Raw genomic sequence first — 23,418 nt, 5'->3', positions numbered from 1 at the left:
GGTTCGAGCCGCGAGGAACACGCTAGGAAGCGGCGCCCGGGGCCGAATCAGTCACGTGACTGGTGTGCCTCCGCCATCGGCCCTGCGCCGGTGCCGCGCCGCCGTGCCCGTCACGCGCCCAGGTCCATGCGGGCCAGCTCGCCGCGCGAGGCGACGCCCAGCTTCGGATACGCCTTGTACAGGTGGTAGCCGACGGTGCGCGGGCTGAGGAACAGCTGCGCGGCGATGTCCCGGTTGCTCAGGCCGGTCGCCGCGAGCCGCACGATCTGCAGCTCCTGCGGCGTGAGCCGGTCGAGCAGGCCCGGCTCGCGGTCGCGCACGGGCGTGGTCTCGCCGGTGGCCCGCAGCTCGGCGCGGGCGCGCTCCGCCCACAGCGGGGCGCCGACCCCGTCGAACAGCTCAAGGGCGGCATGCAGCCGCGGCCTGGCGTCGGTCCTGCGCAGCCTGCGCCGCAGCCACTCGCCGTACAGCAGCTCGGTGCGGGCCCGCTCGAAGGGGCGCTGATCGTGCGGGGCGGCCCGGTGGGCGCGGACGGCCTCGGCGAAGAGGGCGTCGGCGGGGTCGTCCCCCTCAGTCCTGGCCCCCTCGGCCCTGGCCCCCTCGGCCCTGGCCCCCTCCGCGGTGGCGAGCAGCGCCCGGCAGCGCAGCGTCACGGCCCGCGCCCAGGGCTGCCCGGTGGCGTCCGCCCACCGCGCGAACGCGGCGGCCGCGGCCTCGGCCCGCTCGGGCCTGCCCGTCCGCACCGCGCTCTCCACCAGGTCCGGCAGGGCGTACAGGGCGAAGCCGCCGTGCCCGTGCGGCCCGGCCCACAGGCCCTCCAGGCGGTGCAGGGCCTCTTCGTGGCGGCCGTGGCCGAGGTCGAGCAGGGCGAGCGCGCCGGCCGACCAGGCGGCCGCGATGGTCAGCCCCTGCGCGGACAGCTCCTTGGTGAGCGCCCGGCAGCGGTCCTCGTCGCCTTCGGCCGCGGCGATGTGCGCGAGGACGCCGCGCAGGTTCCCCGCGAACAGGCCCTGCGCGGTGTCCTCCGCGATCCGTACGCCCTCGGATGCGGCGGCCGTGGCGTCCCGCAGGCGGCCCCTCAGCAGCTGGGCCCGCGCGAGGTGGAACAGCGCGGCGGGCATGAGGCCGATCGTGTCACTGGCCCGGCTGTCGCGCTCCAGGGCCCTGGCGCGGTCGTACGCGGCGTCGACGTCCCCGATGAGCTGATGCCACCAGTGCGTGCTGGCGCGCTCCCACAGGCCCGCCCCGGGCACCACGCCGCCGGGCGGCTCGACCAGGGCGCGGGCCGCGGCGAGGCCCCTGGCCGGATCGCCGAGGGCCACCGCCACCAAGCCCTCGACGGCGGTGACCAGGGGCGCGACGCCCGGCGGCGGGGCGAGGTCCGCGAGCCGGGCCGAGGTCCGCGCGATCATGCCGGGGTCGTTGATCGCCCAGGCGGCGGAGAACGCGTCCAGGAACATGAACGCCGCGGCCTCGGGGTCGTGCAGCCCGACCTCCGCCGCGGCGTCGACCAGGAGGGCGTGCGCCGCCCGCTGCTCGCCCCTGGCGCTCGCCGCGGTGGCGCGGATGCGGGCGAGCCGGGCGCGGGTCAGCGGGTCCTGCGGGTGGGCCGCGGCCCGGGTCGCGAGGTCCGCGGCGCGCTGCGGGTGGCCCGCGTTCTCGACGGCGGCGGCCGCGGCGGCGAGGCGCCGGGCCCGCTGGTCCTGGCCGGGCGAGAGGTCGGCGGCGCGTTCGTACGCGGCGGCCTCGGCCTGTCGGCCGCCGCGGCGCCGCGCGCCCTCGGCGGTGCGCTCCAGGTCGGCGGCGACGCTCTCGTCCGGGCCCGTGGCGGCGGCCGCCCGGTGCCAGGCGCGCCGGTCGGCGGTCGTGGCCGCCGCCAGGGCGCGGTGCGCGGCCGTCCGCAGGGCGAGCGGCGCCGCGCGGTAGACGGCGGAGCGGACCAGCGGATGCGTGAAGGCGAGCCGCCCGTCGGCCACCCGGATCAGGCGGCTCTCCTCGGCGGCGGCCAGGTCGGCGGCCGACGCGTCCAGGGCCCGCCCGGCGGCCAGGACGGCGCTCAGCTCGCCGGTGGCCTCGGCCGCGGCGACCACGAGCAGGTCCTGGGCGCGGGCGGGCAGGGCCCGCACCCGGCCGAGGAAGGTCCGCTCGACGCGCTCGGAGACGGCCTGGGCGCCGAGGTGGAAGAAGTCGGCGTGCAGCTCGCCGGAGCGCTGCGCGGCACTCAGCGCGGCGGGCAGTTCGAGCAGGGCCAGCGGATTGCCGTGCGCCTCCCGGAGGATCAGGGTGCGCACGTGCGCCGGGAGCCCCTCGGCGTGCTGGTGCAGCAGCCGGGCGCCCGCCCCCTCGTCGAGGCCCGCGAGCCGCAGCTCGGGCAGTCCGGTCGCGGGGAAGGGGTGCCCGTCGCGGACGGCGAAGACCAGCGCGACGGGGTCGGAGCCGAGGCGCCGGGCGGCGAACAGCAACGCCTCCGCGGACGCCTGGTCGAGCCACTGGGCGTCGTCGACGAGCACGAGCAGCGGCTGCTCCTCGCCGATCTCCCCGAGCAGCGAGAGCGTGGCGAGCCCGACGAGGAAGCGGTCCGCGCCGGCGGGTCCTTCCGTCATCCCGAAGGCCGTGCGCAGCGCCCGTGCCTGCGGCGCGGGCAGCTCGTCGAGCCGGTCGAGCCGGTCGAGCCGGTCGAGCCGGTCGAGCCGGTCGATGTGGGCGCCGAGCAGCAGGTGCAGCCCCGCGAAGGCCAGCTCCGACTCCGACTCGATGCCGAGCCCGCGCAGCACCCGCAGGTCCGTGGCGTGCTCGGCCGCGTGGTCCAGCAGGGCCGTCTTGCCGATCCCGGCCTCGCCCCGCACGACGAGCACCCCGCCCCGCTGCTTCCTCGCCCCGTCGAGCAGCCCGTCGACGACGGCCCGCTCCTCGTCGCGCCCGTACAGCCTCATGCCCCGCTCCCCCCGTGTTGCCCGCACGTCCGCCGGTGCGCCCGCCGTCCGTGCGGTGTGCCCTCGTGCCCATACGCCGTCGGTCCGGCGTACGCCGTCAGTCCGACGGCCCCAGTGCCAGCACGATCTCCAGTGCCGTGTCCTGGCCGCGCCAGTGCTCGACCGCCGTGGCGAAGACGTCCTGCGCGATCTCCCAGTCGCCCGGCGCCTCGCGCGCGTACTCCTGCCAGCCGGTGACGGCCACGAGGCACCCCCGGGCCGACGGCTGCCACGACAGGTCCGTCAGGCAGTCGGCCAGGGCGTCCCAGTTACGCCCGAACCACTCCGGCAGCGCGAACGCCGTGGCGCAGCGCTCCATGAAGGCGTCCTTGTCGCGGACGCCGCCCAGCTCCAGGGCGACGGTGGTCCACCCGGTGCCGCGCACGGCCCCGAGCACCCCCGCGAGCGCCCCCGGCGGCTCTCCTTCCGCCGCCGCGGGGTCCCCGCCCGTCCAGTCACCCGTCGTCACGCTCGTGCCTCCGTCATCTCAGCACCGCCTTGAACGACGCGTAGTGGTCGTCCGTGTAGTACGTCTCGTCCTCGCGGCCGGTGACGAGGCGCCGGGCGCCGCGGCCGCGCTCCCCCGGCGTACGGACGGTGTACTCGTGGTAATAGCCGCGTGGTTCACGGGGCAGCCGGCCCTCGAAGTTGCCGAAGACGGTGCCGTCCTTCGCGTACGGGAAGGGCCCGCCGGCGTCGATGAGGCGCAGGGTCCTGCGGGCCTCCGCGGGCAGCCGGTCGGCCGTGACGGTCGCCATGCCGCGCGCCCAGGCGGGCGTCGAGGCCGCGCCGCCGTCCCGTGCCGCGCCGCTGTCCCGCTCGGTGCCGCAGCCCGTGGCGAGCACCGCGAGACACAGGAGCAGCGCGCCCAGGACGCGCCCCGCCGACCGAATGATCATGGGCCCGATGCTGCCACAGCCTCCGCGCACCGGCACCCGCCGGCGTCCGGACGCCGGACACCACCGGGCCCCTGGTCACGCGTGCCTGCGAGCGGGTCAGCTCCCGTCCGGGTCCGCGCGGTCCAGCGCGGGCCGGGGGGCCGGGCCCTTCTCCAGGAGGTGGTCGGCCGCCGCCGTGTCCGTGACCAGGCTGGTCACGAGCCCGGAGCGGAGCACCGCGTCGATGGCCGCGGCCTTGCGCTGGCCCCCGGCGATCGCGACGACCTCCGGGATGCGGCGCAGCCGGTCCGCCTCGACCGTGATGCAGCGCTCGCCGAGGTCGCGCCCGACCCGGCGGCCCTCGGTGTCGAAGAGGTGCGCGGACATCTCGGCGGCGACGCCGAGCGAGGCGTAGTGCGCCCGCTCCTCGTCCGTGAGCATGTCGTGCACCGTGGAGATGCCCGGCTCCCAGGAGCCGATGGACACCGCGGCGACGGTCACCTTGTCGAAGTACTCGAAGGCGCGGGCGATGCCCGTCTGGTGCCGCAGGGCCGCGGCCGTGGCCGCGTCCGGAAGGAGCATCGGCGCGTAGATGGGGTGGGCGTCGCCGCCGGAGACCTGGGCGGCGCGGCGCACGGCCTCGACGGAGCCGCGCTCCGCGGTGCCCGCGTCGTACACGCCCGTCAGCTGCACGACGGTGCACGGCGGCAGCGACTCCAGGGCCGCCGCCATGTTGATCGTCGAGCGGCCCCACGCGAGGCCGAGCACGTCGCCCTCGGCCACCAGCTCGCCGAGGAGTCCCGCCGCGACCTCGCCGAGGTTCTCGGGGTCGGGCGACTCGTCGACGTCGTCCGTGGAGGACGGCGACTCGACGACGACCGCGTGCCGCAGGCCGTAGCGGGCGCGGAGCGCGTCGGAGCGCTCGGCGTCCAGCTCCGCGGGCACGCGGATCTCGATCCTCACAAGGTCACGTTCGAGCGCGGTCTCCAGGACCCGGGCCACCTTGAAGCGGCTGACGCCGAACTCCTCGGCGATCTGGATCTTGGACTTGCCCTCGAGATAGAAGCGGCGGGCCATGGCCGCCGCCTGCACCAGCTCCGCGGGTCCCATCCGCATGGCTGACCGACCCGCCGACATGGCCGACACGGCGCTCTCCTCACTGCTCACTGCTGTTCAGGACATTCGTACACCTGGGTTCGCTGTTCATCCTCGCAGATCCGGCGTACTTGATCAGCCTCGATGGGCCGCGTTCACGTTCCCGTGGCCAAGCCGTTGGCCAAGCGGGGCTCAGTGACCGCACGCCCACCCGGCGGTGGCCGTCGCGGCACCGGCCTGGGCACGCAGGGAGCGGACCGCCTCGGCCGGGTCCTCGGCGCCGTACACGGCCGACCCGGCGACGAAGACGTCGGCGCCCGCCTCCGCGCACCGCTCGATGGTGGCGGCCGAGACCCCGCCGTCGACCTGAAGCCACAGGTCGAGGCCGTGCTTGCCGATCAGCTCACGGGTGCGGCGGATCTTGGGGAGCATGATGTCGAGGAAGGCCTGGCCGCCGAAGCCGGGCTCGACCGTCATGATCAGCACCATGTCCAGCTCGGGCAGCAGGTCCTCGTAGGGCTCGATGGGCGTCGCGGGCTTGAGCGCCATGGAGGCGCGGGCGCCCTTGGCGCGGATCTCGCGGGCGAGCCGGACGGGCGCCGCGGCGGCCTCCGCGTGGAACGTGACGGATCCGGCCCCCGCTTCGACGTACTGCGGAGCCCAGCGATCCGGGTCCTCCATCATCAGATGGCAGTCCAGCGGCGTGTCCGTCGCGCGGGCCAGGGACTCTACGACCGGCACCCCGAGGGTGAGGTTCGGCACGAAGTGGTTGTCCATGACGTCGACATGGAGCCAGTCCGCGCCCTCGACGGCCTTCGCCTCATCGGCGAGGCGGGCGAAGTCGGCGGAAAGGATGCTGGGGCTGATCTGCGGGGCCATGCCCCAAGCCTGCCATGCCCGGCGGCGGTTGCCCGCTCCGGTCCCGCCACGGTGTGCGGGGCGGCCCCGCACGCCCTCCCGCGCCCGCGCACCGCGTGCCATGCTGACGGTCCACCGGCACCGCGCGGGGCGGCAGGGGGCTCCTATGCCAGGAACGCCGAGAACGCCGAGAACACAGCGCGACCAGCGGCGGCAAGCCCACCAGGGGGTGGCGTGGCTGGTCTGCGGGCCGCGCGTCAAGTGGCTGGTGCTCGTGTTCTGGCTGGTCGCCCTCGTCGTCGCGGCGCCGTTCGCCCAGAAGCTCACCGAGGAGCAGGACAACACCACCTCGTCCTGGGTGCCGCGGTCCGCGGAGTCCACCCAAGTCCTGGACGTGTCCGAGGAGTTCAGGCCCGAGACCATACCGATGGTCGTCGTGTACGCGCGCGATGACGGCCCCCTGACGGCCGCGGACCGCGAGCGGATCGACCGGGGCGTCGGCGGGATCAAGCAGCTGCGCTCCCACTGGATCCGCGGCGACGAGACCCGCGGCCCGGCCTTCGACAAGAAGGGCGCCGACGCCCGAGCGGCCCAGGTGTACGTGCCGCTCACGGTGAACGACGACACCTACAACGACCTGCCGGACGCCGTCGACGACGTGCGCGACGCGGTGGGCGAGGGCGGCGGCGGCCTGGACGTCCACGTCACGGGCCCGGCCGGGATCAACGCGGAGTTCTCGAAGGCCTTCGCCGACATCGACTCGACGCTCCTGCTCTCGGCGGGCGCCGTCGTCGTGGTGGCCCTGCTGGTCACCTACCGCAGCCCCGTCCTCCTGCTGGTCCCTCTCGTCTCCGCGCTCGTCTCCCTCTTCGTCGCCCAGGCGCTGATCCACCTCCTGGCCCAGCACGCGGGCCTCACGGTCAACGGCCAGAGCGCGGGCATCCTGACCGTGCTCGTCTTCGGCGCCGGGACGGACTACGCCCTGCTCCTGGTCGCCCGCTACCGCGAGGAGCTGCGCCGCCACGAGGACCGGCACGAGGCGATGGCGCTCGCCCTGCACCGGGCGGGACCCGCGGTCATCGCCTCCGGCGCGACGGTCGTCCTGAGCATGCTGGTGCTGCTCACGGCCGAGATGAACTCCACGCGCGGCCTCGGTCCCGTCGCCGCGATCGGCGTGGGCGTCGCGCTGCTCGTGATGCTGTCGCTGTTCCCGGCCCTGCTCGTGATCTGCGGCCGCTGGCTGTTCTGGCCGAAGATCCCGCGCCACGGCTCCCCCGACCCCGCCGAGCGGGGCGTGTGGGCCCGCGCGGGGCGCCGCATCGCGCGCCGCCCCCGTCTGACGTGGGTCGCCACCTCCGTGGCGCTCGCGGCGCTCTCCCTGGGTCTGCTGCAACTGCGCGCGGCGGGCGTCAGCAACGAGGACGCCTTCCTCGACAAGCCGGACTCCGTCACGGGCCAGGAGGTCGCGGCGGAGCACTTCCCCGCGGGCAGCGGCGACCCCCTGGTCGTCGTCGCCGACCGGGCCGGGGCACAGCAGGTCGAGCGCGTCGTGAGCCGGACCCGCGGCGTGGACCCGGCGACGGTCGCCGTACCGCCCGGTACGAAACCGGAGCACGAGGGCAAGGTCCTGTACGAGGCCGTCCTCACGGACCCCTCCGACAGCGAGGCGGCCAAGGACACCGTGGAACGGGTCAGGGACGCCGTCCACGACGTGCCCGACGCGGACGCGAAGATCGGCGGCGGCACGGCCACGCTGCTCGACATGGACAAGGCCACGATTCACGACAACAAAGTCGTCATCCCGCTCGTGCTCGTGGTGGTCCTGCTGATCCTCTCCGTACTGCTCCGGGCGATCGTGGCCCCGCTGCTCCTCATGGCCACCGTGGTGTTGTCCTTCTCCGCGGCCCTCGGCATCAGCGCGCTGGTCTTCCGGCACGTCTTCGACTTCCCCGGCGAGTCGACGGACTTCCCGCTGTTCGTCTTCGTCTTCCTCGTGGCCCTGGGCATCGACTACAACATCTTCCTGACCACCCGCATCCGCGAGGACGCGGGCGTCCGCGGCACCCGCCCCGGCGTCCTGACGGGCCTGGCCGCCACCGGAGCGGTCATCACCTCGGCCGGTCTGGTCCTCGCGGGCACCTTCGCCGTCCTCGGCACGATCCCGATGGTCGCCTTCGTCGAAGTGGGCTTCTCGGTGGCCCTGGGCGTCCTCCTGGACACCTTCATCGTCCGCTCGATCCTGGTGACCAGCCTGTTCCTGGACGTGGGCCCGAAGATCTGGTGGCCGCACGCCCTGGCGAAGGAGCAGCCGGACGAACCGAGGACGGACCGTGCGAGCCCGTCCGGCGCTTGAGGACGAGCGCGCAGCGCGACCAACCGGGGCGGAGCCCCCGGGATCACCTCGTACGCCGGATGACCGCCAAGTACATCGCGTCCGTCCCGTGCAGGTGGGGCCACAGCTGCACGTCGGGCCCCTCCCCCAGTGCGGGCACTCCGGGGAACAGCGGGCGCGCGTCGACCAACTCCGCGCCGTCCGCCTGCTTGAGTACGTCGTCCACGACGGCCCGGGTCTCCGCGAGGTGCGGCGAGCACGTGGCGTAGCCGACGACGCCGCCCACCCGCACGGACTCCAAGGCCGTGCGCAGCAGTGACCGCTGCAACGGAGCGAACCCCTCCAGGTCCTCGGGCCGGCGCCGCCAGCGCGCCTCGGGCCGCCGCCGCAGCGCGCCGAGCCCGGTGCAGGGCACGTCCATGAGGACCCGGTCGAAGGTGCCGGGCCGCCACGGCGGACGCGTGCCGTCGGCCGCGACGACCTGGTACGGGCCCGGGTTCCCCGCGAGGGCCTGGCCCACGAGTCCGGCCCGGTGGGGCTGCTTCTCGGAGGCGAGCAGGACCGCCCCGCGCTCGGCGGCGAGGCCGGCGAGCAGCGCGGCCTTGCCACCGGGCCCCGCGCACCCGTCGAGCCACTTGGTGTCGGGGCCCTCGATCGGCACGTCCGCGAGCGCGCGGGCGACGAGCTGACTGCCCTCGTCCTGCACGCCCGCGCGCCCCTCGCGCACCGCGTCGATCCGGCCGGGCTCGCCGCCATCGGCGAGCCGCACGGCGTACGGCGACCAGCGTCCGGGCACGGCCGCCTCGCCGCCGAGCACGTCGAGCAGTTCGGCGGCCGTGGACCGGCCGGGGCGGGCCACGAGGGTCACCTCGGGCCGTTCGTTGTCGGCTTCGAGGAGGTCCTCGATCCCGGCCCGGCCGCCGCCGAGCGAGTCCCACAGCGCCGAGACGACCCATCGCGGATGCGAATGCACCACGGCCAGATGGTCCTCGGGGTCGTCGTCGTACGGCGGGGCGACCTTCTCCAGCCATCCGTCGAGATCGTCGCCCGCGACCTTGCGCAGCACCGCGTTGACGAACTTGGCCCGCCCGTCGCCGAGCACCACGCGCGCCAGCTCCACGGACGCGGACACGGCGGCGTGGGTGGGGATGCGGGTGCCCAGCAGCTGGTGCACGCCCAGGTTCAGCACGTCGAGCACGGGCGGGTCGACCTCGCGCAGCGGCCGGTCGACGCAGGCCGCGACGATCGCGTCGTACGTGCCCTGCCGGCGCAGCGTGCCGTAGACCAGCTCCGTGGCGAGCGCCGCGTCCCGCGCGTCGAAGTCGCCCTTGTCACGGGCCTTGCGCAGCAGCGGCGGCAGGACCAGGTTCGCGTACGCGTCGCGTTCGTCCACGGCCCGCAGCGCCTCGAAGGCGAGGAAGCGCACCGGGTCCTTCTGCGGGCGCCGGTAGGGCTTGGCTGGCCTGCCGGGCTTCCCGGACTTCCCGGGCTTGCCCTGGGTGCGGGGACGGCGGCTCGGCTGGTCGTTCAAAGGTGCTCCGCTGCGTGAGGATCAGACGTCCGCCAAGGCTGAGGGCCCGCTGCGGGCCGAGGGGCGGACCCGTTCAGCGTACGTCGCCCGCGCCCAAGGTCTCACCCGGGGCGATCCGCACCCCGCGCGCCCAGTCGGCGGCGGCCATCGGCTTCTTGCCCTGGGCCTGCACCCACAGCAGCTCCACGGCGTACGAACCGGTGCCGACGTACAGGTTCTTCTTGCCGACGGACAGCTCGCCCGGCGCGAGGTCGGTGCGGTCCGGCACCGGCACGGCCTGGATCAGCTTGAGGCGCTCGCCGCGGAAGACCGTCCAGGCGCCCGGCGCGGGGGTGCAGCCGCGCACCACGCGGTCCACGCGCAGCGCGGGGGCCGCCCAGTCGACGCGCGCGTCCTCGACCGTGATCTTCGGCGCGAGGGTGACGCCGTCGGCGGGCTGCGGGACGGCGCCCAGCGTGCCGTCCTCGATGCCGTCCATGGTCGCGGCGAGCAGCCCCGACCCCGCGAACGCGAGCCGGGTCAGCAGGTCGCCGCTGGTGTCGGTGGGCCGGATCTCCTCGGTGACCGTGCCGTACACAGGCCCGGAGTCCAGGCCCTCCTCGATCAGGAAGGTCGAGGCGCCGGTGATCTCGTCGCCTGCCATGAGGGAGTGCTGCACGGGGGCCGCGCCGCGCCAGGCGGGAAGCAGCGAGAAGTGCAGGTTGACCCAGCCGTGCGCGGGGATGTCCAGGGCCGCCTTGGGCAGCAGCGCGCCGTAGGCCACCACCGGGCAGCAGTCGGGCGCGATCTCCCGGAGGCGGGCGAGGAACTCCTCGTCACGCGGCTTCGCGGGCTTGAGCACCTCGATCCCGGCCTCCTGCGCACGCTCGGCGACCGGGCTCGCCACCAGCCTGCGGCCCCGGCCCGCAGGGGCGTCGGGGCGGGTGACGACGGCGGCCACCTCGTGCCGGCCGGAGGAGATCAGGGCGTCCAGGGCGGGGACGGCGACCTCGGGGGTGCCTGCGAAGACCAGCTTCACTGGGTGCTACCTCGGATTTCTGGGGGTCGGCGGCGGCCGTCGGCGGCGACGCGCCGTGCGGTGGCGGCAGCGCACCAGTCTATGGGCCGCGAGGGTTCTGCCTCCTGGGGGCGGTGCGTGAGCCCCCTGGGGCCTTTCGGGTGACTTGAGGGTTTCAGGTGAGTGAAGGGGGTTTCGGCGGTAAGACGCCTCGCGGGAAGACGGCTCGCGGGAAGACGGCTCGCGGGAAGACGGCTCGCGGGAAGACGCCTCGTCACAACCCGGCGGACCTCCGGAACGGCCCGCGAACAGCGGTGGAGGCACCGGGGAGGCATCAGGTGGGCGCCCTGGGGGCGTGCGCACCCCCGTGCGCCCTGCGCATATGCGGATACGCCCTGGGACCGTGACCCCTCACGACGTAGCGCGTTGGTCAAGAAAAAGTTGACCGGAGCGAGCCGCACACGCGGCCTTCTCCTCCCTCTCCCCATTGCCCGTCATCCCCGTCACCCCCGTTGCTCCCCCACCCGCACGGCAGCCGGGACACCCTTCGTTCCCGCCCCCGTCCCCGACCTCCCAGCCCGACCACTCCCCAACACCCGATCCCTCAACGCCGGTTCGAGAGGCTTGTTCATGGCCGACCACGCAACCCACGACGCCCAGGCACGGGCCAGCCTGCACCTCCTGGTACGGGACATCGAGCGGGTCCGCCGGCAGGTGGACGCACTGCGCACCCTCACCGCGCAGCTCGGCAACGTCTACCGCCCGCGTCGCTCCAGCCCCTCCGCGGGCTTCGTCGTGTACGGGCGCGCACCCGCCCCGACCGTCCGCCTCGCCCAGGAACTGCGGGACAGCGTCGAGACACTGGTGACCGCCGCGGTCGACTTCGACCGCTCACTGGGCTTCTCGTGGGACGCGGTGGGCTCCGCGCTCGGCGTCACCAAGCAGGCGGTCCACCGCCGCTACGGCGCCCGCCGGACCACGGCCCAGACCACGACGGCCACCGAGCCGGACCGCGCCACCGAGCCCTCCACCACCACCCGCACGGTCCCCGTGGGCACCCCCCTCCCCTCCGTCCCCGCGGCCCGCGCCATGCCCACCCAGCCCACAGCGGGCAGCCCCGGCCTCCGTGACGACGTCCGCCCTGGCGCCTTCCCCGGCCCGCGCAACGGCTGACGTCCACGATGCCCCTGCCCGAGCGCCGGGCAGGGGCATCGCTGTGTCCTGTGACAGGACGAGGGCCAGGACGCCCGAGCCCCCTGGACGGAGTACGGGGCCGAGAGGCCCGGGCCCCCTGGACGGAGTGAGGCAGGCCTCAGCCCACCGGCCGCCCCGTGTCCGCGAGCCCGCCGGTGGCCCGGTCCCCCGGCCACCGGGTCACCGGGCTCCCGGTCCCCCGGGCCACCGGGTCACCCGATGTCCGCCGGATCCACCCGCACCCGCACCGTCTGCTGCGCCGCCACCCCGCGCGCCATCCGCGCGGCCTGCGCCGCCTTGAGGGCGCGGGCCAAGGCCGCGCCGCTGCCCGGGGGCACCCGCACCAGAGCGCGCTCCCACCGCTCGCCCGGCGGGGCGTCTCCGGGGCGGCGCGGGCGGCCGGGCTCGGCCGCGGGCACCGGAACAGGACCGAGGATCTCCGCGTCCGGCGGCAGCTCCGCCTGGCCCAGGAACTCCGTGAGTGCCTCGGGAGCACCGGTCACCGACGCCATCCGCGACACCGGCGGAAACCCCAGCTCCGCCCGCTCGGCCAGCTCCCGGACCGCGTGCCCGACCGGGTCCCACCGCACCAGGGCCTGCACCGGCCGCAGCGTCGGCTCGGCGACGACCACCACCGTGCCGCCCGCGCCCTGATCACGTACCAGCGCGGCGGCACCGATCCACCGCCGCAGCGCGTCCTCGCCCGCCCGCAGGTCAGGACGGCCCAGCATGGCCCAGCCGTCGAGCAGCAGCGCCGCCGCATAGCCGCCCTCGGCCACGGGCTCCGCCCCCGGCGTGCTCACGACCAGGGCGGGCGCCCCGCCCACCGTGTCGAGCACCTGCTCACGCCCCGAGGTCCGCACCGGCACCGCGGGAAAGGCCCGCCCCAGCTCCTCGGCGGTCCGCCGCGCGCCCACGACCTGCGCCCGCAGCCGGAAGCCACCGCACTCGGGGCAGTGCCAGGCCGCCTCGTCCCGCCCGCACCAGCCGCACACCAAGGCCGCGGCGCCCCGCGCCTCCAGCGGCCCCGCGCAGTGCCGGCACCGCGCGGGCTCCCGGCACCGCTCGCAGGCGAGCCGCGGTACGTACCCCCGCCGGGGCACCTGCACGAGGACCGGGCCGTGCTTCAGGCCGTCCCGGGCGATCCGCCAGGCCAGGCTCGGCAGCCGGGCGGCCCGGGCGGCCTCGTCGCGCGCGAGGTCGCCGTCCCCCACGGTCCGCACCAGCGGTGCCGCGGCCCGCACCTGCTCCCGGTCAGCCACGACGGGCACCGCCCACCCGCTCTCGACGAGCTGCGCGGCCTCGACCGTGCACCCCCAGCTGCCCAGCAGGAAGGCGCACCTGTCCCGCGAGGCCCGCAGTTCAAGGACCTCCCTGACGTGCGGGAACGGCGCGTTGTCGTCACTGTGGCTGGCGTCCCCGTCGTCCCAGACGACGGCGAGGCCGAGATCGCGCACGGGGGCGAACATGGCGGCCCGCGTCCCGACCACGGCCCGCACGGCCCCGCGCCGCACGGCCAGCCACTCCCGATACCGCCGCTCAGGACCCGCGTCGGCGGTGAGCAGCGCGTGCTGCCCCTCACCGAGCAGCGCCCGCAGCGCCGCGTCCACCCGGGCCGCGGGCCGCCCGGCGGGCACGACGACCAGCGCGCCGCGCCCTGAGGCGAGCGTCGCCTGCACGGCCCGGGCGATCTCCTCGGCCCACAGCGGCCCCGGAAGGGCGGTCCACACGGCCCTGGGCGCCCCGCCCGCCGCCAGCGCGGCCACGAGCTCCGGCCCGCGCGCATACCGCCGCCACGACCCGGCGTCCGGCGCCCGCGGCGGCGCGGGCGCGACCGGCGAAGGCCGCCCCTCGGCCCGGCCGTGCCGGGGCGGAACCGCCAGCTGCAACACGTCCGCGAGACTGCCCGCGTAGCGGTCGGCCACGGCCCGGGCGAGCCCGAGCAGCTCCTCGTCGAGCACCGGCTCGGGCGACACGACCTGGGCGATGGCCGCCAGCGGCCCGCTGTAGTCCGACTCGGCGACACGCTCGACCAGGAAGCCGTCGATCAGGCCGCCGCCCTCGCGCCGCCCCTCGCGCACGTTCCTGGAGCCGGCTCCGAAGCGGACCCGCACCCTCACCCCGGGCTGCGCCTGCTCGTCCAGCTCCTCCGGCACCGCGTAGTCGAAGTACCGGTCGAGGTGCAGCACGCCCTTGTCCACGACGACCCGCGCCACCGGCAGCTCCTTGGCCAGCGCGGCCCCCCGCCACGTCCGCGGCTTGGCCTTCGGCGCCTTCGCCTTCCGCACACTCTCCCGAATGAGCGCAAGCTGCTCCGGCCCCTCACCCGCCGCCCCGCCCCCTGCCTCGTTCTCGCTGCTCACAGCCAAATTCCTACCAGACGGGTCGGACAACCGACGGTGGCGGGACAACGGGACCTCGCGTACCGCCCCCAGGCGTGTCCTGGCCGATTTTGCTTTCTCGACACTCGGTGAGAGGTCGGCTTCCCTCCGGATGAGGAAACGGGAAACGCTCCATTCGCCTTGTTCGGCCCCGTCGGCTGCCAGACGCTGAATCCCGGCGCTCTCCGGCCGCCGGCCGGAGAGTGACGGAGGTTGAAGTGCCGGAAGAGATACGCAATTTCGGACGGGAACTGCGCAGAAGGCGCCTGGGCGCCGGGCTCTCCCTTGAGCAGCTCGGGCAGCGCGTGCACTACAGCAAGAGCCAGCTCAGCAAGGTCGAGCGGGGACTCAAACGCCCCACAGTCGAGCTGGCACGCCTGTGTGACGCCCAGCTCAAAGCCGAGGGCGCTCTCGCCGACCTGATCCCCGTCCCCTCGTCCCCTCCTTCTCCGGTCGGTCCGGGTCACGAGAGTGAGGTGTGGTTGATGCACGTGGACAAGGACGGCTCGAGCAGCGTCCAGAGGATGACGCGCCGCCGAATGATCTCTGCGGGGGCCGCATCCGCCCTGGCGCTTCAAGTCAGCGACGGCCTGGCCGATCCGCCGCCCGACGAGGTGGCAGCGACAGTCGTGGACGCCGCCCATTTGATCTTCGACCAGCTCCGGCGGCTCGGCCAGGCCTCCGGCCCGGCTGGCGTTCTGCCCGCCCTCGCCGCACAGGCGCACAGCCTCGAGCAGTTGGCCACGCACGCCGGCCCTCGTACGCGACGAGCCCTGCTGCTCATCGCGTCACGCTACGCCGAGTACGCGGGATGGATGGCGCAGGAGTGCGGCAAGGACGCCATGGCCCGCTGGTGGACCGAGCGGGCCGCGCGGCTCGCGGATGCCGGCGACGATCCCGACCTCGCGACCTACGCGCACGTCCGGCACTCGCTCATCAGCCTGTATCGAGGCGACGTCGCGGAGTCAGGCCAGCTCGCCGAACGGGCACTGCTCAGCGACGCGTCCGCCCGGGTGCGTGGCCTCGCCGCGCAGCACCTCGCGCAGAGCGCCGCCGTCGCGGGCGACCACACGGCCTGCATGCGTAGCCTCGACCGCGCCCGTGAACTCCTGGCGCGGGACGTAGCTGATCCAGCCCGGCCGGTACTCGGCACCTCCCACCTGCCGGACGTGGTCTCGATGTTCACCGGCTGGTGCCTGTACGACCTGGGCCGCCCCGCGCAGGCAGCGGCTCTGCTCGACAAGGAGACCAGGCGCATACCCGCCCACGCCTTCCGGACCCGCGGCCGGCACAACGTCCGGCGCGCGTTAGCTCACGCCGCTGCGGGCGAGATCGATCACGCCTGTGAGATTGCCTCCGAGGCCCTGGCCTCCGTGAGTCTCACCCGCTCCGCGACGGTGACAGCCGACCTGCGCCGGCTCTCCCACACGCTCGGACGCCACCGCGACCGGCCATCGGTACGTGCCCTCGCTCCTGACCTGGCCGACGCGATCGCCTGCACCACCGGTTCCTAGAGAGGAAACAGCCGTGCACGAGATCTTCATCAACTTCCGCACCAAGGGCGGCAAAGAACTCGCCTACATGTGCCGAGAGGCACTGGCGGACAGATTCGGGCCCGACAGCGTCTTCCTGGCCGGTGGATCCATCGGGGTCGGGAACGACTTCACGCAGGCGATACCCCAGGCGGTACGCCGCAGCCGGGTGCTGCTCGTGATCGTCGACGAGCACTGGCTCGACGCCCCGGACCGCAAGCGTCCGGGCAGGCGCGCCCTGGCCGACCCGCAGGACTGGGTGCGTCGCGAGATCGAGGAAGCCTTCGACTCAGGCGTACTCGTCGTCCCCGTCCTGGCATCAGGCAAGCTGGAGCAGCTCTCCCCCCACCGCCTTCCCAAGGCCATCGCGCAGCTCGCGGTGTGCCAGTACGCGCGCGTCCAGCTGCGCACCTTCGCCACGGACCTGGTGAGCCTCGGGGACCGCCTCGTGCAGCAGGTCCCCGGCCTGGCCGCGATGGACAGGCAGGGGCAGGCCCGGAGCAATGGTGAGCCCGACGAACGCACCGGCGTCCACAACGAGCATCAGAGCGGCGGCATCGGCCACGTCGGCGGCTCGGTCGGGACCTTCGTCGGCGAATCCCACAGCCCCCTGCACACCGGAAGCGGCGACATGGTCAACAACCACCACGAGAACGGTGACGGGACCACCTACTACACGGGGGACAGCGGCACCGTCCGCCATCAGTTCGGCCCTCGCACCCGCCGGACGCGCAGGCAAGGAGACCGATGACGGAGAACGTCGGCACGTACGTCCACGAATCCCACGGCTCGGTACACGGAGGTGAAGGGCCTCAATACAACTTCTACGTGGCAGCGGCCGCGGCCACGTCACGCCTCCGCGACCAGGCAGACGGACGGCCACGCACCATTTCCCGGACCGACCGCATCCACCTCTACCAGCGCTTCGTGGACCCACCGCATTTCACGAGGGTCCGCGAGGTGCTGCGAGAAGCACGTGTCGTCCTGCTCGACGGTCCGCCCGGCAGCGGCCGGCGCGCGGCGGCTCTGATGCTGTTGCACGAGCTGCCGGACTCACAGGGAAGTCTCCACGAACTGCCCGACACCCTGGACGACTCCGCGGCTTCCGTCTTCGACACCCGCGAGGTCAGCGCGGGTGACCGGCTCCTGCTGGACCTGTCGGAGGCGGAGGAGGCACGGTACGTCGAGATGCAGCGCCACCTGTTCGCCTTCCGCGACCGCCTCACCTCGCTCGACGCCCATCTCGCCGTGGTGCTGCCGCACCACCTCGGCTATCTGCTGCGCGACGACCTCAGACACCTCAGCGCCGACATAGGCCGCCCGAGCGCTGTCCGTGTGCTCGCCCGGCATCTGCGGTGCGAAGGCATGGAGCCCACCGCGGCCGACCTCGACGACCAGGACCTCAGGACCTACCTGGCCCGCGCTCCGCTGCACAAGGTGGCAGCCCTCGCCGACGGGATCAGGCGGCACCGCGACACCGACGGGGCGGATCGCGGCTTCCCCCGGTGGCTCGCCGCGGCCCTGGCCGACGAGCACGATCAGGCCGGCCGCGTCGCCGCGGACGTCGCCGCCGAGGAAAGCGGCCGCCGCCGGGCCCTGTTGCTGTCCCTCGCGATGTTCCACGGCTCGCCGCCGAGCACCGTTCTGCACGCCACGAACGCCCTTCTCAAAGCCCTGAGCCATCCGCATGACGAGACCCCTCGGCTCGATCGCACCGACCTGTACGCCGAGTTCACGGCTGTCCGCGCCGAGGTCGACGCCGACGGCCGTGTGTGCTTCGCCCTGCCCGGCTACGACAGCGCCGTCCGTGACCACTTCTGGACGTACATGCCGGATGTCAGGCGACAGCTGCGCGACTGGTTCCAGGACTGCATGTCCTCACCTGGTCTCGGGCTCGCCGAGCGGAAGGCGGCCGTGGCCCGGTTCGCCGAACAGGGCCTGCGATGTCACCGCCCGGAGGACCTCAAGGCCCTGGTGGAGCGGTGGGCACACGCCGACGCGGCCACACGCTACGTGCCGGACGCGGCCCAACTCCTGGCGCTCGGTCTCTCCGATGACCAGCACGGCCGCTACTTCCGCCAACAGATCTACGACTGGTCCACAGCGGCGGACACGAACGAGGGGCTGAGGCACGTCCTCGTACTGGTCTGCTCGGAGTCCATGGCACTCACCCACCCGGACCAGGCTCTCGTGCGCCTCCATCACCTGGCGCGCCGGGGGAAGGCCCGGACCGGCGCCGCCGCCCAGGAGGCGGCCGTGTCGCTGGCCCGCTCCGAGAACCGTCTCTACGAGCTGATGCTCAGTCGGCTGAGCACAGACAGGGACCGGCACACGTGGGCGGCCAGGGACAGCACCTTGTTCCTCGCCCTCGCCGATCCCATTCGCCGCATCCGCTCCCCGCGCGTCCGGGCGTCGCTGGTCCAGGGCTGGTCGGCGGCGCTGCGCCGGCCGGATGAGTGGTGGGCCGGGCCCGTGTCCCACTGGCTCAGCGCGTGCGTCGCCTACACCGAACATCGGGACCACGTCCTTGAGGTCCTGGCCACTGCCTGTGCTGCGGATTCCCGCACGGCGGGGCGCCTCTACCGGGCCGCGCGGGGGTGGCAGCGCGCCGCCGAGGGAGCCGTCGCCGATCGCGCGGAGACCGTCGACCGGCTGCTTCACGCGATCGATACCCAGCAGGGCATCGAGTCGTATCCATACGCCGTCTGACGCGGACATCGGGGGTTCACGATGAGTTCCGGCCGGAAGACCATGACGCTGTTCGTCACCGTCATCCTGGGGCTGATCCTTGTCATCCTCGGCTTGAGCACCAGCTGGCCGCTGTGGGCCTGGCCCGCGACAGCGGTGCTCTTGCCGATCATCGCAGGCGTCATCCACCGCGTCCTCAGCCGAGGAGCCGACGAGCAGGCGTCCGACACGGTCCTCGATCCCCAGTCCGAGCTGTTCACGCTGGAGCGGCCTGAGCTGCGGGTCACGCATGTAGCGCTGCCGAGTTCCACCTCTGACTACGACTTCTGGTTCGCCGCGACCGTTCTCTGGACCGAACTGGAGGCCCCGGAGGACGCCCCGGTCATCAACCCCGCGGGCCTGGCCGTGGACGCCATCCTGCAACGGGCCCAGCAGCTCACACAACGGCAACCGCCCACTCGCAGCGCATTCGTGCAGCATCAGCTCAACGGGGCACTGGGCACCATGCGAACGGACCCCACGGGCCGGGTACTGGCCATGGCCCAGGACGTGTCGCTGAGCCTGCCGGAACAGGACCGCGAGCGCCTGTGCAAGCTCTCCGACGTCCGTAAGGACGAGGACGTCTGGGAGCATGAACGCAACTACGAGCGGAGCAAGAGGACCTACCTCGGCAACGACGTCCTGAAGGACACGGGCAGTGCTGTCGTCTGGTGGTTGTCACGCAACGACGAGGAAGTCGAAGGCACCGTCGATCGGATCGGTCTCCTGGCCCGCCTCTCGGCAGCGGCGAACAACGATGCGGTGGCGCCGCCCTTCGAGCACCTCGTACCGCCGCCTTCTCCCGGCGTCGGACCGACCGAGTCCGACAGCGAGCGGCAGTCCCCCACCGGCTGGGCCGACGCCTCGATTCCCTACGGGGCCGGCCAGAGCCACGGCTCGACCGACTCGGACACGGTCGATGCCTTCCTGAAGTGGTTCGGCATCTCCCCCGACGATCCGGAACGCGAGATGTTCCTCCATCGGCTCATCAACCTGGCCCGCGCCCACGACCGGCCTGATGTCATCGACGAAATCCGGCGGCGCTTCGGGCCCCCTGAACCCGACGGGGACGACGACGTGTCGATGCCGACCGGTTCCGACGACTGACGCACCGAGGCCCGGCGCCCCCGTCGAGGGGCACCGGGCCTCGGTGAACGAGCGGCAGGCGGTCAGCTCTCCAGACCGGCGGCCTTACGCAGCGCGTCCACGCGGTCCGTCTTCTCCCACGTGAACTCCGGCAGCGAGCGGCCGAAGTGGCCGTACGCGGCGGTCTGGGAGTAGATCGGGCGGAGCAGGTCGAGGTCGCGGATGATCGCGGCCGGGCGGAGGTCGAAGACCTCGCTGATGGCCTGCTCGATCTTGTCCGTGTCGATCGTGTTGGTGCCGAAGGTCTCGACGAAGAGGCCGACCGGCTCGGCCTTGCCGATGGCGTAGGCGACCTGGACCTCGCAGCGCGAGGCGAGGCCCGCGGCCACGACGTTCTTGGCGACCCAGCGCATCGCGTACGCCGCCGAGCGGTCCACCTTGGACGGGTCCTTGCCGGAGAAGGCGCCGCCGCCGTGGCGGGACATGCCGCCGTACGTGTCGATGATGATCTTGCGGCCGGTCAGGCCCGCGTCACCCATCGGGCCGCCGATCTCGAAGCGGCCGGTGGGGTTGACCAGGAGGCGGTAGCCCTCGGTCTCCAGCTTGATGCCGTCGTCGACCAGGGCCTTCAGCTCCGGCTCGACGACGAACTCGCGGATGTCGGGGGCGAGGAGCGACTCCAGGTCGATGTCCGACGCGTGCTGCGAGGAGACGACGACCGTGTCGAGGCGGACGGCCTTGTCGCCGTCGTACTCGATGGTGACCTGGGTCTTACCGTCGGGGCGCAGGTAAGGGATGGTGCCGTTCTTGCGGACCTCGGAGAGGCGGCGCGAGAGGCGGTGCGCGAGGTGGATCGGGAGCGGCATCAGCTCCGGGGTCTCGTCGCAGGCGTAGCCGAACATCAGGCCCTGGTCGCCGGCGCCCTGGCGGTCCAGCTCGTCCTCGTCGCCCTCGACGCGGCTCTCGTACGCCGTGTCGACGCCCTGCGCGATGTCCGGGGACTGCGCGCCGATGGACACCGAGACGCCGCAGGAGGCGCCGTCGAAGCCCTTCTTCGAGGAGTCGTATCCGATCTCGAGGATCTTCTCGCGCACCAGCTGCGCGATCGGCGCGTACGCCTTGGTCGTGACCTCACCGGCGACGTGCACGAGGCCGGTCGTGATGAGCGTTTCGACGGCGACCCGGGACGTCGGGTCCTCACGCAGAAGCGCGTCGAGAATGGTGTCGCTGATCTGGTCAGCGATCTTGTCGGGGTGACCCTCGGTCACGGACTCCGAGGTGAAGAGACGGCGGGACACATCGCTCCCTGTGGTTGCAGCGGCTGCTGGCTGATCATTGATGGACGGGCCGAGAGCTGCGCTCGACGACGTCCGAGACCAGTTTATCGGTCACACACGGCCGCATGGCCACCTCTCTCGCCAGAACAGAGGCCTGTGACCTGCGGCACTGCATTGTGCGATACGACGATCGGTCTCCACCAGAGGGCTCAAGGCCCGCATTTGGCGGGTTTAGGGCGGGTTTAAAGAGGCCGGAGAGGCGCATGATGCGCCAGGGGCCGATTCCAGCCATCGGTCCGGCCACGATCCGGACCGATGGGTTCACCGGTGTTACGACCGGTCAAGGCGCGGTACGACCAGATCCCAGACCGTGTCGGCGAGATCGTCCTTGGGTCCGTAGGGCACCGGCGTCTCGCTGCCGTCGGCACCGAGCACCACGGCCTCGTTCCGCTCAGAGCCGAACGTCTTGCGCTCACCGACTTCGTTGACTACGAGGAGGTCGCAGCCCTTGCGGGCGAGCTTGGCCCGGCCGTTGGCCAGCACGTCGTCCGTCTCGGCCGCGAAGCCGACGACGACCTGTCCGGGGCGCGGGCGGTCGCCCGACAGCTCGGCGAGGACGTCCGGGTTGCGGACGAGCGTGAGGGGCGCCGGGTCCTCGCCGTCCCGCTTCTTGATCTTTCCGGCGGCGTACGCGGCCGGGCGGAAGTCGGCGACGGCGGCGGCCATCACCACCGCGTCGGCGTCCGCGGCCGCCTTCAGGACGGCCTCGCGCAGCTGCACGGCGGTGCCCACGGGCACGATGTCGACGCCCGCCGGGTCCGGCAGCGTGGTGTTCGCCGCGACGAGCGTGACGCGGGCCCCGCGCGCGGCGGCGCTGCGGGCGAGGGCGTAGCCCTGTTTGCCGGAGGAGCGGTTGCCGAGGAAGCGCACGGGGTCGAGGGGCTCGCGGGTGCCGCCCGCGCTGACGACGACGTGCCGGCCCGCGAGGTCCTGGGCCGCCGTGCCGCGCGCGAGGACGCGGCGTACGACGTCGAACAGCTCGGCGGGCTCGGGGAAGCGCCCCTTGCCGGTGTCGACGCCGGTGAGGCGGCCGACGGCCGGTTCCACGACGAGGGCGCCGCGGCGGCGCAGCGTGGCGACGTTCTCCTGGGTGGCCGGGTGCTCCCACATCTCGGTGTGCATGGCCGGCGCGAAGACGACCGGGCAGCGGGCCGTGAGCAGCGTGTTCGTCAGGAGGTCGTCGGCGAGGCCGTGGGCGGCCTTGGCCAGCATGTCGGCGGTGGCGGGGGCCACGATCACCAGGTCGGCGTGCTGCCCGATGCGTACGTGCGGCACCTCGTGGACGTCGGACCAGACCTCCGTGGAGACGGGGTGGCCGGACAGCGCCGACCAGGTCGCGGCGCCGACGAAGTGCAGCGCGGACGCGGTGGGCACCACGCGTACGTCGTGGCCGGACTCGGTGAGCCTGCGCAGCAGCTCGCACGCCTTGTAGGCGGCGATTCCCCCGCTGACCCCCAGAACGACCTTCGGCTTGTCCACCGTGCCTCCCCGCACTCGGTCGCGCGGTCGCTGCCGCGCGCGTACGACTCCATGACACACCACAGGCCCGGCAGGTGCTCTGCCGGGCCTGTGGTGAACGTATGACTGCTTACTGCGCCGGGCTCTCGATGGCCTCGGACGTCAGCAGGCCGGCGTTGATCTCGCGGAGCGCGATCGACAGCGGCTTCTCGTGCACGTGGGTGTCCACGAGCGGGCCGACGTACTCGAGGAGGCCCTCACCGAGCTGCGAGTAGTACGCGTTGATCTGACGGGCGCGCTTGGCGGCGTAGATCACGAGGCTGTACTTCGAGTCGGTGGCCTCGAGCAGCTCATCAATCGGCGGGTTGATGATGCCCTCGGGCGCGGTGATGGAAGAGGACACTCTCTGCCTTCCGAAGGGGGTGAAGATCAAACAACTTTCATCAAGGCTAGCAGCTCGCGCGCTACGTCCTCGACCGAGGTGTTGACCAGGGTGGTGTCGAATTCGGGCTCCGCGGCCAGTTCCACGCGCGCGGCCTTGAGCCTGCGCTCGATCACCTCGGCCGCCTCGGTGCCGCGGCCGGTGAGGCGGCGCACCAGCTCATCCCAGCTCGGCGGGGCGAGGAAGACCAGCTGGGCGTCGGCCATCGACTCCCGCACCTGCCGGGCGCCCTGGAGGTCGATCTCCAGGAGGACGGGCTCGCCCGCCTCCAGGCGGTCCATGACCGCGCGACGGGGTGTGCCGTAGCGGTTGCCCGCGAACTCCGCCCACTCCAGCAGCTCACCATTGGCGATCAGCTTGTCCATCTCCTCGTCGGAGACGAAGAAATAGTGCACACCATGGCGCTCGCCGGGGCGCGGCTTGCGGGTCGTCGCCGAGACCGAGAGCCAGACCTCGGGGTGTTCCTTGCGCATATGGGCGACGACCGTGCTCTTGCCGACCCCGGAGGGGCCGGAGAGCACGGTCAGCCGCGGACGTTCACTCATGCAGCGATTATCCAGGTTCTCAGAGGTGCCTGAGACCAGGTTCACCGGACGGC

The 23,418-nt window shown here is 73.4% G+C and carries 18 protein-coding genes; 6 read left to right on the top strand and 12 right to left on the bottom strand.

Annotated elements, in window-relative coordinates:
- Positions 1-110: 110 nt before the first annotated feature.
- The 5 genes from AC07GB_RS27175 to rpe all read right to left on the bottom strand — a co-directional run bounded on the left by AC07GB_RS27175 (position 111) and on the right by rpe (position 5,824).
- A complete protein-coding gene (locus AC07GB_RS27175) occupies positions 111-2,933 on the bottom strand; it encodes a helix-turn-helix transcriptional regulator (RefSeq protein WP_478849817.1) in 2,823 nt (940 codons plus the stop codon).
- Between the two features lie 97 nt (positions 2,934-3,030).
- Positions 3,031-3,441, bottom strand: coding sequence for a barstar family protein (locus AC07GB_RS27170; RefSeq protein ID WP_478849815.1), 411 nt, complete (start codon positions 3,439-3,441; stop codon positions 3,031-3,033).
- Between the two features lie 13 nt (positions 3,442-3,454).
- A complete protein-coding gene (locus tag AC07GB_RS27165) occupies positions 3,455-3,871 on the bottom strand; it encodes a guanyl-specific ribonuclease (RefSeq protein WP_478849813.1) in 417 nt (138 codons plus the stop codon).
- A gap of 96 nt (positions 3,872-3,967) precedes the next feature.
- Positions 3,968-4,966, bottom strand: coding sequence for a sugar-binding transcriptional regulator (locus tag AC07GB_RS27160; RefSeq protein WP_478849811.1), 999 nt, complete (start codon positions 4,964-4,966; stop codon positions 3,968-3,970).
- A gap of 171 nt (positions 4,967-5,137) precedes the next feature.
- The gene (rpe, locus tag AC07GB_RS27155; RefSeq protein WP_478849810.1) at positions 5,138-5,824 is read right to left on the bottom strand and encodes a ribulose-phosphate 3-epimerase; all 687 of its coding nucleotides are present in this window, start codon (positions 5,822-5,824) and stop codon (positions 5,138-5,140) included.
- Positions 5,825-5,969: 145 nt separating this feature from the next.
- Between rpe and AC07GB_RS27150 the strand changes: the two genes are divergently transcribed.
- The gene (locus tag AC07GB_RS27150) at positions 5,970-8,156 is read left to right on the top strand and encodes an MMPL family transporter (RefSeq protein ID WP_478849809.1); all 2,187 of its coding nucleotides are present in this window, start codon (positions 5,970-5,972) and stop codon (positions 8,154-8,156) included.
- A 43-nt stretch (positions 8,157-8,199) separates the two neighbouring features.
- Here the strand turns inward: AC07GB_RS27150 and AC07GB_RS27145 are convergent, their stop codons facing one another.
- Together AC07GB_RS27145 and fmt are read right to left on the bottom strand one after the other, a co-directional pair.
- Positions 8,200-9,666 (bottom strand): RsmB/NOP family class I SAM-dependent RNA methyltransferase, encoded by a 1,467-nt coding sequence (locus tag AC07GB_RS27145; RefSeq protein ID WP_478849807.1) that lies wholly within the window; start codon positions 9,664-9,666, stop codon positions 8,200-8,202.
- A 73-nt stretch (positions 9,667-9,739) separates the two neighbouring features.
- Positions 9,740-10,684, bottom strand: coding sequence for a methionyl-tRNA formyltransferase (gene fmt, locus AC07GB_RS27140; RefSeq protein WP_478849805.1), 945 nt, complete (start codon positions 10,682-10,684; stop codon positions 9,740-9,742).
- Positions 10,685-11,293: 609 nt separating this feature from the next.
- Here fmt and AC07GB_RS27135 point away from each other — a divergent pair.
- Positions 11,294-11,836, top strand: a complete 543-nt coding sequence (locus tag AC07GB_RS27135; RefSeq protein WP_478849803.1) for a hypothetical protein — start codon at positions 11,294-11,296, stop codon at positions 11,834-11,836.
- 233 nt (positions 11,837-12,069) lie between these two features.
- On the opposite strand, the gene AC07GB_RS27130 is transcribed toward AC07GB_RS27135, so the two are convergent.
- Positions 12,070-14,220, bottom strand: a complete 2,151-nt coding sequence (locus tag AC07GB_RS27130; protein WP_478849801.1) for a primosomal protein N' — start codon at positions 14,218-14,220, stop codon at positions 12,070-12,072.
- Positions 14,221-14,456: 236 nt separating this feature from the next.
- Between AC07GB_RS27130 and AC07GB_RS27125 the strand changes: the two genes are divergently transcribed.
- The 4 genes from AC07GB_RS27125 to AC07GB_RS27110 are packed head-to-tail and all read left to right on the top strand — an operon-like array spanning position 14,457 to position 19,604.
- On the top strand, positions 14,457-15,752 hold the full coding sequence (locus AC07GB_RS27125; protein WP_478849799.1) for a helix-turn-helix domain-containing protein: 1,296 nt from the start codon (positions 14,457-14,459) through the stop codon (positions 15,750-15,752).
- 13 nt (positions 15,753-15,765) lie between these two features.
- Positions 15,766-16,521: a TIR domain-containing protein gene (locus AC07GB_RS27120; RefSeq protein ID WP_478849797.1), complete on the top strand. Its 756-nt coding sequence runs from the start codon at positions 15,766-15,768 to the stop codon at positions 16,519-16,521.
- Positions 16,518-18,479: a hypothetical protein gene (locus AC07GB_RS27115; RefSeq protein ID WP_478849795.1), complete on the top strand. Its 1,962-nt coding sequence runs from the start codon at positions 16,518-16,520 to the stop codon at positions 18,477-18,479. The genes AC07GB_RS27120 and AC07GB_RS27115 overlap by 4 nt, the downstream gene beginning before the upstream one ends.
- A gap of 42 nt (positions 18,480-18,521) precedes the next feature.
- Positions 18,522-19,604 carry a hypothetical protein gene (locus AC07GB_RS27110; RefSeq protein ID WP_478849793.1) on the top strand — a complete coding sequence of 361 codons (1,083 nt, stop codon included), beginning with the start codon at positions 18,522-18,524 and terminating at the stop codon, positions 19,602-19,604.
- A 62-nt stretch (positions 19,605-19,666) separates the two neighbouring features.
- Here the strand turns inward: AC07GB_RS27110 and metK are convergent, their stop codons facing one another.
- The 4 genes from metK to gmk all read right to left on the bottom strand — a co-directional run bounded on the left by metK (position 19,667) and on the right by gmk (position 23,365).
- Positions 19,667-20,881 carry a methionine adenosyltransferase gene (gene metK, locus AC07GB_RS27105; RefSeq protein ID WP_172384542.1) on the bottom strand — a complete coding sequence of 405 codons (1,215 nt, stop codon included), beginning with the start codon at positions 20,879-20,881 and terminating at the stop codon, positions 19,667-19,669.
- 309 nt (positions 20,882-21,190) lie between these two features.
- Complete coding sequence (gene coaBC, locus AC07GB_RS27100) at positions 21,191-22,399, bottom strand: bifunctional phosphopantothenoylcysteine decarboxylase/phosphopantothenate--cysteine ligase CoaBC (RefSeq protein WP_478849791.1); 1,209 nt, start codon at positions 22,397-22,399, stop codon at positions 21,191-21,193.
- A 109-nt stretch (positions 22,400-22,508) separates the two neighbouring features.
- Positions 22,509-22,781 (bottom strand): DNA-directed RNA polymerase subunit omega, encoded by a 273-nt coding sequence (gene rpoZ / locus AC07GB_RS27095; RefSeq protein ID WP_478849789.1) that lies wholly within the window; start codon positions 22,779-22,781, stop codon positions 22,509-22,511.
- 26 nt (positions 22,782-22,807) lie between these two features.
- The gene (gmk, locus tag AC07GB_RS27090) at positions 22,808-23,365 is read right to left on the bottom strand and encodes a guanylate kinase (RefSeq protein WP_478849787.1); all 558 of its coding nucleotides are present in this window, start codon (positions 23,363-23,365) and stop codon (positions 22,808-22,810) included.
- Positions 23,366-23,418: the final 53 nt, after the last annotated feature.

It is taken from the genome of Streptomyces sp. NPDC045778 (assembly GCF_056431945.1).
The sequence above is the reverse complement of the archived record's forward strand: the minus strand, read 5'-3'. Positions and strand labels throughout refer to the sequence as shown.